Below are 11,252 nucleotides of genomic sequence, written 5' to 3'. Positions count from 1 at the left end.
TGAGACCCCTGGTCCCGCTCGCGAGGCCGCTGCTCCTGCCTACGCGCCCCGAGGGACGGGGCGCCGGGGTGGTACGGGCCGGGCCGCCGGTCCGGTCCGTGGGACTGGTGGTTCTGCCGGGGGCGGTGATGATGCGTCCCGTCGGGCCGGCAGAGGTCGTCGGGCCGCCGCTCCCGCCCGTCGGGCCTCTAACCCCGCCCGCGAGACTCCGTCTGCCGCCCGCGAGGCCTCCGCTTCCGCCCCTCGGACCGCCGCCCCTTCTCGCGAGGCCCTCGGTTCCGCCCGTCGGGCCTCTAACCCCGCCCGCGAGGTCCCCAGCGCCGCCCGTCGAGCCGGCGGGCACGCGGCTGCGCCCGCTGCGAGCAGCGACCGCGCAGTCGCGTCCGCTGTGAGCATAGGCTCGGGCGACCTCGCTCTGTCCCTTCCCACCGAGACCGGCACCTTCTCCGCCTTCGGCGCTCTGCCCGTGGGACGTGTCGATACCCACCACCTGCTGGTTCTGGCCGCGGACATCACCGCCGATGAGGTCGAGGCCCTCGCCATGTCCCAGGACCTGCACTCCGGATGGGTCGGCGCCTCTCGCCTCCAGCTCCTCCCGGGCATCGAGCTTCAGGGGCCCTGGGCCGTCGATGATGAGCTGCGGGGGATGCTCGGCCTGCCGGACTGGGCCGCGCAGGTCATGATGCTGGAGTGCGAACCGACGCGCAGCGGCCCCTTGCCCGCCGCGCTCACCGGCATCGACGCACTGTCCGACGCCTTCCCGCTGGCCCAGCCCACCGGCAACGAGCTCATCGCCCTGACCCGGCTGCGGGCGATCGCCCGTCGTCTGGCCGGAGCGCTGCGCTTGGCGGGCGACCCCGCGGTCCCCGGAGGCAAGCCGCGGCCCGTGCTCCTGACCCCCGATCCGGAGACGTCCACATCCCTGACCGTCTACGCGCCCGTGTGGATCGCACCGGACGCGTCGGTGACGCTCATCAGGGAGGTGGCGCCCGGTGCCAGCCTGCGCATGGACGCCACGAACATCTTCGGCCCCGGCGGACTGGAGGCCATCGGTCAGGAGGCTCTGGAACGACTCGTGGAGTCCATCGGCGAGGACGTCCTGGATGAGGCGTGGCGCCGGGCGGAGAAGCAGCGGCGCGAGGTGGGGGAGCTCGAGGACCGCGCTCTGGCCACGGGCGAGCCGATCGAGGAGATGCGCGACGGTTACGCCGTCGTCGCCGACGTCGATCCCGACATCCCCAGCCGGGGCGCCATCGAGGTGCGCGTCCTGGGCACCGACGAGATGCCCCTGGCGGTGCGGGGCGAGGCCTGGGCGTCGTCCGCGGGCGTGGTGTCCTACGGCGTCATCTGGCTGCCGCGCGACTCCGCCGACGCTCGCGGCGAGACGATCTCCCGGGTGGCCCGACGCGCCCGCGGTGCCGCCCGCGAGCGCATCGAGCGGATCGCCCAGGTGCTCGCCGCTGCCGCGCACGGCGTGGCGGTGGACGACGACGGGTTCCTCGTCGCCCTGGATTGAGCCCGGACCCGACGCGCGCGAGTCGGTCGCCTGGGCGGGCGGGGGCGCGGGTCGGTGGTCGCCGCACCCGATGACGCGCGCGAGTCGGTCCTGGACCGTCGGACCGGGCCGACTCGGCGCAGGTCGTCCGGTGCCCGAGCGGTCGATCAGCCGATGGATCTCCGCAACTCGCGCGGTCGGCGCAGCACGCCGTGGCCGCTGCGGGGCACCAGCCGGTCCTCCTGCGCCCGGGCGGCGGCCTCGTCCCATGTCCAGGCGGTGAAGGCCGCCGCCGTCTCCAGGGATCGTGACCAGGCGACGGGACTATCGCCGCGCTCGCGGCCCACGGACATGTAGCGGCGCAGCAGGCCGGCCGAGGCGTGGGCGTCGTCCAGTGCGCAGTGGTGGCTGCCGATCGGCACGCCGGCCGCCTCGCAGCACGTCACCAGGCGCCGCGACGGGGTGACGATGTAGGTGCGGGCGAGTTCCATGGTGCACACCCGGGGGATGCGGGCCCCGCGACTGAGATGGCCGAGCGAGCCCAGCGCCTGCGTGAGGAAGCCGACGTCGAAGCGGGCGTTGTGGGCGACGACGGCGCGACCGGCGAGATCGCGCACGAGCAGGTCGGCGATATCCGCCAGCCCCGGGGCACCGATGAGATCGTCGGCGACGAGCCCGTGGATGAAGGTGGGGCCCACGTCGACGCTCGCGCCGGGATCCACCAGCGTGGTCCAGCTGCTCTGCGTGGAGCCGTCGGGCGCCAGAAGTACCAGACCGATCTCGATAATGCGGTCCCTGGCGGGGGACAGGCCGGTGGTCTCCAGGTCGATGACCGCGTAGCCCACCTCGGCGGCGCTCACTGCGACCGGCGTCTCGACCCGTCTCGCCGCGGGCGCGGAGGCTCGCGCGGTCAGCGGGCGCAGCGCGCGGCCGGGGCGGTGGTAGAAGGGCATCGACGGCATCGTATAGGCCTCGATCCGCGAGGGCCCCATCCGCGGTCGGGCTGCTCCGCGCGAGTCGGAGACGGCGTCGTCGAACTCGCCCCACCATGTCGGTCCGTGTTGGCCCCGCGGTCCGGCAACCGGGATAGGCTCCGGAGCATGACCGATGCCGTGCCCGCTCCTGCGCCCTCCCCCGTGCCCGCCGACGCGCCCACGCCGTCGACGTCCGCTCCCGCGTCTCTGCGCGTGCCCGCCACGACTCCCGTCACCAACTCGACCATCGCCGCTCAGCTCGCCCATCGCACCATTCGCGCCTACACCGACGAGCCCCTCGGCGAGGACACGGTGACCACGCTGCTCGACGTCGCCCGTCACTCCGCCACCGCGTCCTTCCAGCAGCAGGTCACCGTCATCCGCGTCCTCGACCCCGCCGTGCGCGAGCAGCTCCATCTCGCCTCGGGCCAGTCCTACGTCGGCGGGGACCGTGGCGAGCTCCTCGTCTTCGTCGTCGATCTGCATCGCAACGCCCTTCTGCGCGAGCGCGCCGGCGCTTCTCTCGAGCCCCTCGGGCGCACCGCCCTGTTCCTCCAGGGCGTCGAGGACGCCGTCATCGCCGCGCAGAACGTCGTCGTCGCCGCCGAGTCGCTCGGGCTCGGCACGACCTATCTCGGCTCGATCATCGGTGACGTCCGGCGCGTCATCGAGGCGCTCCATCTGCCCGTGCGCACATACCCGGTCCTCGGTCTGCTCGTCGGCCACCCCGCCCAGGACCCCCAGTACAAGCCCCGCCTGCCGCGCGAGATCGTGGTCGGGACGGACTCCTATCCGGAGCTCGACGACCACCTCGACGCGCTGACCGCTTACGACGCCGAGGTCGGGCAGTACTACGACCTGCGAGACTCCTCCAGGCGCGTGGACTCCTTCACCACTCAGATCGCACGAGCGCTGGGCGCGGGAGCGGCCTCTCGGGCACCCGTTCTGGAGGTTCTTCACGATCAGCTCCTGTGCCTGAGCTGAGTCGGTCGTGACGCGGACCTCCCCCTCACTCCACCGCTCATCCGCGCTGGCCGAGGGCGGGACCGCCCCGGCGCACGGAACCGGTCCGCTCACGGGCGCGGCCGCGGGGAGGCCCGCTGCCCTGCCCGCGGCTCTCCCCGCGGCGACCGCTCTGCCCGCGCTCGCCGCGTTCGACTTCCCCGTGGCCGTGATGGCCTCGGAGCTGGAGACGGATGGGAGCACGCGCGTGCTGGCCGAGGCGGGGGAGGTCGATGAGATCTTCCCCTTCGCCTCGGTGACCAAGCCGATCGTGGCCTGGAGCGCGCTGGTCGCCGTGGAGCGCGGCCTGCTCGACTTGGAGGCTCCGGCGCAGCCGGGTGAGGCGCGCAGCATGGCTGGTTCCTGCGCCGTGCCCGCCCCGGCTGGTTCCTGCGCCGTGCCCGCCCCGGCTGGTTCCTGCGCCGTGCCCGCCCCGGCTGGTTCCTGCGCCGTGCCCGCCCCGGCCCTGACGGGCGCCACGGTGCGCCACCTCCTGGCGCACGCCAGCGGCATCGCCTTCGACTCCGACGCCGTTCTGGCCGTGCCCGGGACGCGGCGGATCTACTCCAATCGCGGCATCGAGATCCTCGGCGAGCGGATCGAGGAGGCCACGGCGACGCCCCTTGAGAGGTGGATCGAGACGACGGTGCTGGAGCCGCTGGGCATGTCCAGCGTGCTCGTGCCCGGATCGCCCGCGCACTCGGGCGAGGGCAGCGCTCGCGATCTGGCGGTCTTCGCCCGCGAGCTCGCCGCGCCGAGGCTGATCAGTGCGGACTCGGCGAGGGAGGCGACGTCGGTGGTGTTCCCGGGGCTGGACGGGATACTGCCCGGCTACGGGCGGCAGGCGCCCAATGACTTCGGACTGGGTGTGGAGGTGCGCGGTCGCAAGCGTCCGCACTGGACGGGGACGACCAGCAGCCCGGCGACGTTCGGGCACTTCGGGCAGTCGGGCTCCTTCATCTGGGTCGACCCGGAGGCGCGGCGTCAGGCGGTCTTCCTGGGTGCGCGACCCTTCGGCCGAGCGCATGCGGCTCACTGGCCCGAGCTGAGCGACCAGATCCTCGCCCTCTGATCCCCGACGCGTTCCGCTCGGGCGATGTCAGTCGAGATCGATGATGACGGGCACGTGGTCGGAGGCGCCCTTGCCCTTGCGCTCGTCGCGGTCGATGGCCGCGCCGGTCACCCGTGAGGCGAGCGCCGCGGAGCCGTAGACGAAGTCGATGCGCATCCCCTCGTTGCGCGGGAAGCGCAGTTTCTGATAGTCCCAGTAGGTGTAGTTGGTGACGCGCCCGCGGGTCACCTCGCTCAGTCCCTCCTCCTCGAATGCCCGGAAGGCGGCTCGTTCCGGCTCCGAGACATGGGTCGCCCCGTCGAAGACGCTCATGTCCCACACGTCCTCGTCCTGCGGTGCCACGTTCCAGTCGCCGGCGAGCGCGAGCGACTGCCCGGCGTCCTCCGCCAGCCACTGCCCCGCGCTCTCGCGCAGTGCCGCCAGCCATGCCAGCTTGTACCGGTAGTGCGGGTGGTCGAGCTCCCTCCCGTTGGGGACGTACAGGCTCCACAGCCGCACCGGGCCCGACGTCGGCCCGTCCGCCTCGGGCGCGGTCGCTCCAGGCGAGTCCGTCCGGTCGGCGGCTCGCGCGCCCACGGTCGCGCCGAGCGCTCGGGCCTCGACGACGGCGGGGGCATCCTCCTTCCTGGCCCACGCGGGTTGGCCGGGGAAGGACGCGGCGACGTCGGTGAGCCCCACGCGCGAGGCGATCGCCACTCCGTTCCACTGGTCCAGGCCGTGCACGGCCAACTCGTATCCCGCGGTCGCGAAGGCCTCGCGGGGGAACTGCTCGGGCCTGCACTTGATCTCCTGCATGGCCAGCACGTCGATGTCCTGGCGGTCCAGGAAGGCGATGATGCGGTCGATGCGGGTGCGGGCTGAGTTGACGTTCCAGGTGGCCAGGCGCATGCGCTCAGGGTAGCGGCGGCGATGCGCGGCCGGGGCCCGCACGGGGTGGCGCCCCCCATTCCGACAGGAGCTGCCGACGAACCCGCACGGCGGGTTTGGCTGGGATGCCCCGAGGGGCGGGATGAATCCGCGCGGCCGGGTCCCGTGCGGGGCTCCTTCCACGGTGCCGCCCACGCCCGCTCACTGACGCACGATCACAACTCGATCATCTAGGCTCGTCCCATGGGAACCGCACTGATCACCGGGGCCACCTCCGGCATCGGGCTCGAGCTGGCGTGGCAACTGGCAGAGGCCCACCACGATCTGGTCCTGGTCGCGCGCAGTCGGGAGAGCCTGACCGCCGTCGCCGAGCAGCTCTGCCAGGTCGCCGGCGTCGGCGTCGAGGTACTGCCCGCGGACCTGTCCACCTCCGAGGGCCTGACCGCCGTCGCCGAACGACTGCGGCTGGAGCCCACCGTGGCGCGCGCGACGTCCTCGTCCGAGCACGCACGCGTCGGCGATGTCGCCGCCCGTCCGATCGACCTGCTCGTCAACAACGCGGGGTTCGCCGTGGGGCAGGTCTTCGTCGGAGGCGATCTGCGACAGGAGCGCCGCGCCCTGGCGGTCATGGTGAGCGCGGTCATGGAACTCACCCATGCGGCGCTCCCGGGCATGGTGGCGCGCGGGCACGGCGCCATTCTCAATATCTCCAGCGTCACGGCGCTGACGGCCATGGGGACCTATGCCGCCCATAAGGCCTGGGTGCGCACCTTCACAGAGGGACTCGTCTCCGAGCTGCGCGGTACCGGGGTGACGGCGACCGTGGTGAACCCGGGTCTGACCCGCACCGAGTTCCACGAACGGGCCGGTATGGACGAGACGGCCTGGCCGGACGTCGTCTGGTTGCGGGCCGAGGACGTGGCGCGCGCCGCCCTGGATGCCGTGCGCCGGGGGCGGGTCATCTGCACGCCGAGCGTGCGATACCGGACCGCCAATGCCGTTCTGCGGATCGCCCCGCGCTGGTTCGTGCGACGCGTGGCCGGGCACGGCAGCGCGCGCACGCAGTACTGAGGACGCGCGCGCGGGGGCGTCCGCGCGGCGCTGGCGCACCGGAGGCGGGGACCGAGAGGGCCCGCTCGGCGCGGAGCCGGGGCTCGTACCTGATCCGACGGGTCGACCTCGCCCAAAGGTTCTGTATCTCACTAGATGCTTAATCCATTGGGTGCCATGATGAGTGCATGGCTTCCATTACGTTCCACGGTTCTCCCGTCCGCACTATCGGCGAGCTGCCCGCTGTCGGCTCGCACGCCCCGGCCTTCGAGCTGGTTGGCGCCGACCTCGGTCCGCTCGCGTCCGAGTCTCTGAGCGGTCGCCGCGTTGTGCTCAACATCTTCCCGTCGGTCGACACCGGCGTGTGCGCCACGAGCGTGCGCGAGTTCAACAAGCGCGCCGCGGGGCTGGTCAACACGACCGTCGTCTGCGTCTCGAAGGACCTGCCGTTCGCTCAGGCTCGTTTCTGCGGATCCGAGGGGCTCGACGACGTCGTCACCGCCTCGGCCTTCCGCTCGACCTTCGGCGAGGACTACGGCGTCACCCTGACCGACGGCCCCTTGGCGGGCCTGCTCTCGCGCGCGGTGGTCGTGCTCGACGCCGATGGGACCGTGCTCCACGCCCAGCAGGTTCCGGAGATCGGCGAGGAGCCCGACTACGAGGCGGCTGTCGCGGCCCTGGCCTGAGCCGCCGCTCCGCCCTCCCCCGGAGCTCGGTGCGGGCGGCCCCTGCCCGCGCCGGACCCCCGGAGCCGCCCCGACGCCGGGTCCCGCCGCGAGGCGGCCAATGAGCACGCGTCGCCCCAGGGGCCTCCTCTCAATTTTTACGACACGATGTGTTATCCTTGTGGTACCCGGCGGGTGTCGGCATCGACGACGACGCGCGACGAGATCGGGGCATGGTCGTCACGGAGTGCAAGGGGGGCCGCGTGATACGTCTCATCGTGTCGTTGTGGCGCGGCTTCACGCATGCCTTCGCCGGATGGACGGGGATCGCCCTCGCGGGGATGATGGGCGTCCTCCTGGGGGTGGGCGTCTTCACTCTCCAGTACTCGGGCGTCACCAGCTACCTCGGCGATGATCCGGCCACCTGCGCGAACTGCCACGCCATGCAGGAGGAGTACGAGGGCTGGCAGAGGGGCAGCCACCATGATGTGGCCACCTGCAACTCCTGCCACGCGCCGCACGACAATCTCGTCTACAAGTACATCAACAAGGCGGACAACGGCTTCTGGCACTCGCTGAAGTTCACCTTCCAGAACTACCCGGAGAATATCCAGATCCGCGAGCACAATCGCGAGATCACCGAGGCGGCCTGCCTCTACTGCCACGGCGACTTCGTCGACCAGGCCACCAACAGTTCGACTCGCAAGGGCGAGACGGTGTCGTGCATCCGCTGTCACGACGGCGTCGGCCACAAGAGGTGATGCGGCATGAGCACCGAGGCGGCAGAGACGACCGGCGCGACCGGGGATGAGGAGCCCGAGGAGGGGCCCGTCACCCGGACCGGACCGCGCAGGAGGTGGGTGCCGATCGCCGTCCTGATCGTCGTCGCCATGGCGTCGGCCGCTCTCACCTGGCTGCTGATCACGATCTTCGAGCACAAGCAGGAGGCGAAGTCCCCCTTCGCCCAGGTGGTCCAGCTGACCGACACGACCTACGACCCGGCCGTGTGGGGGGAGAACTTCCCCATCGAGTACGAGCAGTACAAGAAGACCGCCGAGGACACCGACGGCGACTTCGTCAAGGTCGATCCCACCGCCGACGACCCGCGCGAGTACCACACGATCTCCCGCATCGACTCCGAGACCCGGGCCCAGAGGATGTGGCGCGGCTACGCCTTCGCCGTGGACTACACCGAGCCCCGCGGTCACGAGTGGGCGCTCCAGGACCAGCGGTACACCGAGCGCACCGCCGCGCGCTTCAAGCAGCCCGGCACCTGTCTGAACTGCCACGCCTCGATGCCCGAGGTCTACGACGAGCTGGGCGACGGCGACCGTCAGGCCGGATTCGACGCCATGAACGCGCTGAGCTATGACGAGGCCTACCAGCACGCCTCGTCATCCATCGCCTGCATCGACTGCCACGACCCGCAGACCATGGAGCTGAGGATCACTCGCCCGGCATTCGCGGACGGCATCAAGCGGGCCAAGGCCGCCGAGGGCATCGCCGACTACGACGTCAACCGCGATGCCACCAACCAGGAGATGCGCACGTACGTGTGCGCCCAGTGCCACGTCGAGTACTACTTCGCCGGTGAGGGCAAGACCCTCACGTTCCCGTGGAAGAACGGCCTGACCGTCTACGACGAGATGAGCTACTACGACGAAGTCGGCTGGACCGACTTCACCCACGAGGAGTCCGGCGCCCCTGTGCTCAAGGCGCAGCACCCCGACTTCGAGACCTGGTCGCAGGGCATTCACGCGGCCAACGGCGTCACCTGCGCCGACTGCCACATGTCGTACAACCGCGAGGGTGCGGCCAAGGTCTCGAACCACCAGATCATGAGTCCGATGGCCAACGACGACACGATCAACTCGTCCTGCCTCACCTGCCATCACTCGACCGCCGACGAGATGAGAGAACGGGTCGAGGGCATCCAGGGCCGCTGGCAGACCTCGCTGAACGTGAGCTTCACCGCCCTGGACTCGCTCATCACCGACATCACCACGGCTGCCAACGACGGCACGGCCACCGAGGAGCAGTTGACGGCGGCGCGCGACTACCAGCGCAAGGCCCAGTTCGTCGTCGACTACTCGTTCTCCGAGAACGGACGCGGTTTCCACGCCCCCGCCTACTCGATCTCCATCCTCAACCAGGCGACCGACTGGGCGCGCTCCGGCCAGCTGGCGCTGCGCGGCGTCGAGGTGAGCAACGGTGTCGGCCCGGCGGTGCCGGAGCAGCACATGCCGAGCGGGGATAAGTGACGGGGCCTCGGAAGGGGCCGTGGGCGAGCGCGGTCACGCAGAGGGGAGCGGCGACGGGGAATGGTGCGGACGATGCGGTCTGAGGACGGCGGAGTGGATCGGGAGGAGCTCGCGGCCTTCCTCGCCACCGCTCCTGAGCACCTGAGGCACTGGGCCGACGAGCAGCTGGCCGGGTTGGCGGCCGGCGACGACGACTCGGGCGCGCCGGACGCCGAGCCCGAGTCCCCGGATGAGCGGTCGCGCCGGGATGGTGCCGAGTCCGCGGATGGGGGCGTCGGTACTGGCACGGGTGGCGACGACCGCGACGAGCCCGGCGAGGCTGCGGATCCGCCGGCGGCCGATGGCGGTGAGCCCCCGGATGGTGGGCGTCCGGGCGATGGCGACGAGCCCGGCGAGGCGGCGGACGTCGAGGACCTGCTCGCCGATGATGAGGGACCGGAACCCGACCCGGAAACCGCTCGGACGGTTGGCGAAGAGAGCAGGAACCGCCCCCGCACGCCGTCGAGGCTGCAGCGGAGGACCGGTGTCTCCCGCGTGAACCTGGTGCTGGTCATGCTTCTGGCGGCCGCCGTCGTCATCATCATCCGGCAGATGGGGCAGACGGCGGGTGACGGGGCCGCCTCCGAGATGACGATGCCGTCCAACCATCCGGCGGTCACCTCCAGCGCGGATCCCTCCGCCATCGCCCAGATGGATGAGGCCGAACCGGTCGACACCGAGCAGGAGACCAGGCTGAAGACCGAGGCCGATGCGGATTCCACGAACGTCTCGGCCCGTCAGCAGCTGGGCGAGATGTACCTCAAGGCGGCCCTGTACCAGGATGCGATCACCTACCTGCAGCAGATCCTCGACGTCGAGCCCGACAACCTGGACGCGCTCCTGACCATCGGCGTCGCGGAGTACCAGTCGAACCAGTACGAGGCCGCGGAGAAGCACTGGCTCCGCGCGACCGAGCTGGCCCCCGACGTCGCCGAGCCCTGGTACAACCTGGGGCTCCTCTACATGGCCCGCACTCCGCCGGACGCCGGGCGGGCGACGGAGTGCTGGAACAAGGTGCTCACGATCGCACCCGACTCGGACATGGCCGCGTCCGTCCGCGCCCACCAGGGCCGGATGGGTTCCGCCTCGGCGGCCCCGACGGCGGCGACCGGGGGCTAGCCGTGGAGATCACGCTTCCGGTGGCCCTGCTCGCGGGACTCGTCTCCTTCGCGTCGCCCTGCTTCCTCCCCATCGTCCCGGCCTTCGTCGGCCAGCTCGTGGGCACGGGCGCCCGACGGGTGAGTGGGCGCGCTGCCCTGATCAATGCGCTGTGCTTCGTGGCGGGTTTTTCCGCCGTCTTCATCGCCGTATGGGCCTCGATGGGGCTCATCGGGCGCTCGCTCGGCCCTTATGCGGTGCACGCCCGGATCATCGGCGGCGCCGTCCTGGTGCTCATGGGTCTGCACGTGGCGGGGCTCCTGAGCATCGGCTTGTTCGACACCCTGGTCAGGGGCGCCATGCCGTCCGGCGGGCGAGAGGCGTCGGCGCTGCGCGCAGGCCTCATGGGCATCGTCTTCGGCGCGGGCTGGACCCCGTGCATCGGCCCGATCCTCAGCGGCATTCTGGCCCTGGCGACGATGAGCGCCACCGCCTGGTCGGGCATCTCCCTCATGGTCGCGTACTGCCTGGGGCTCGGCGTCCCCATCGTCGCGGTCGCCCTCGGGTCGGCGGGGGTCACCAGGCGCTTCGACTGGTTCCGACGCCACCACGCGGGCGTCTCGCTGGCCAGCGGGGGCCTGCTGGTGGTCGTCGGCTTTCTCATGATCACCAACCTGTTCGCGAAGCTGGCCGGGCTGATCCCGCAGTTCGGACTCTGAGGAGACACGG

11 protein-coding genes are annotated in these 11,252 nt (G+C 71.4%); 9 read left to right on the top strand and 2 right to left on the bottom strand.

The window, feature by feature from the left end; all coding sequences use genetic code 11:
- The first annotated feature begins 388 nt into the window (after positions 1–388).
- On the top strand, positions 389–1,516 hold the full coding sequence (locus G448_RS0113575; protein ID WP_026408420.1) for a hypothetical protein: 1,128 nt from the start codon (positions 389–391) through the stop codon (positions 1,514–1,516).
- Between the two features lie 146 nt (positions 1,517–1,662).
- Here G448_RS0113575 and G448_RS0113570 read toward each other — a convergent pair whose 3' ends face one another.
- A complete protein-coding gene (locus G448_RS0113570; RefSeq protein WP_034495575.1) occupies positions 1,663–2,448 on the bottom strand; it encodes a 3'-5' exonuclease in 786 nt (261 codons plus the stop codon).
- Positions 2,449–2,595: 147 nt separating this feature from the next.
- On the opposite strand from G448_RS0113570, the gene G448_RS0113565 reads away from it, so the two are divergent.
- Together G448_RS0113565 and G448_RS0113560 are read left to right on the top strand one after the other, a co-directional pair.
- The gene (locus tag G448_RS0113565) at positions 2,596–3,453 is read left to right on the top strand and encodes a nitroreductase family protein (protein ID WP_034495454.1); all 858 of its coding nucleotides are present in this window, start codon (positions 2,596–2,598) and stop codon (positions 3,451–3,453) included.
- 190 nt (positions 3,454–3,643) lie between these two features.
- Positions 3,644–4,543 carry a serine hydrolase domain-containing protein gene (locus G448_RS0113560; RefSeq protein WP_084436833.1) on the top strand — a complete coding sequence of 300 codons (900 nt, stop codon included), beginning with the start codon at positions 3,644–3,646 and terminating at the stop codon, positions 4,541–4,543.
- A 27-nt stretch (positions 4,544–4,570) separates the two neighbouring features.
- On the opposite strand, the gene G448_RS0113555 is transcribed toward G448_RS0113560, so the two are convergent.
- A complete protein-coding gene (locus G448_RS0113555; RefSeq protein WP_026408416.1) occupies positions 4,571–5,431 on the bottom strand; it encodes an exodeoxyribonuclease III in 861 nt (286 codons plus the stop codon).
- A 222-nt stretch (positions 5,432–5,653) separates the two neighbouring features.
- Between G448_RS0113555 and G448_RS0113550 the strand changes: the two genes are divergently transcribed.
- The 6 genes from G448_RS0113550 (at position 5,654) to G448_RS0113525 (ending at position 11,242) form a co-directional block, all read left to right on the top strand.
- On the top strand, positions 5,654–6,481 hold the full coding sequence (locus tag G448_RS0113550; protein WP_026408415.1) for an SDR family NAD(P)-dependent oxidoreductase: 828 nt from the start codon (positions 5,654–5,656) through the stop codon (positions 6,479–6,481).
- Between the two features lie 167 nt (positions 6,482–6,648).
- The gene (gene tpx / locus G448_RS0113545) at positions 6,649–7,146 is read left to right on the top strand and encodes a thiol peroxidase (protein WP_026408414.1); all 498 of its coding nucleotides are present in this window, start codon (positions 6,649–6,651) and stop codon (positions 7,144–7,146) included.
- Positions 7,147–7,388: 242 nt separating this feature from the next.
- Positions 7,389–7,886 carry a cytochrome c nitrite reductase small subunit gene (gene nrfH / locus G448_RS0113540; RefSeq protein WP_026408413.1) on the top strand — a complete coding sequence of 166 codons (498 nt, stop codon included), beginning with the start codon at positions 7,389–7,391 and terminating at the stop codon, positions 7,884–7,886.
- 6 nt (positions 7,887–7,892) lie between these two features.
- Positions 7,893–9,386, top strand: coding sequence for an ammonia-forming cytochrome c nitrite reductase subunit c552 (locus tag G448_RS0113535; RefSeq protein WP_026408412.1), 1,494 nt, complete (start codon positions 7,893–7,895; stop codon positions 9,384–9,386).
- Between the two features lie 72 nt (positions 9,387–9,458).
- Entirely contained in the window at positions 9,459–10,544 is a 1,086-nt protein-coding gene (locus G448_RS0113530; RefSeq protein WP_026408411.1) for a tetratricopeptide repeat protein, read from the top strand.
- Positions 10,545–10,546: 2 nt separating this feature from the next.
- Positions 10,547–11,242 (top strand): cytochrome c biogenesis CcdA family protein, encoded by a 696-nt coding sequence (locus tag G448_RS0113525; RefSeq protein WP_026408410.1) that lies wholly within the window; start codon positions 10,547–10,549, stop codon positions 11,240–11,242.
- Positions 11,243–11,252: the final 10 nt, after the last annotated feature.

Origin of the sequence: Actinomyces gerencseriae DSM 6844 (genome assembly GCF_000429265.1) — a bacterium.
GTDB classification, from domain to species: domain Bacteria; phylum Actinomycetota; class Actinomycetes; order Actinomycetales; family Actinomycetaceae; genus Actinomyces; species Actinomyces gerencseriae.
This window is presented reverse-complemented; position numbering and strand designations above follow the sequence as displayed.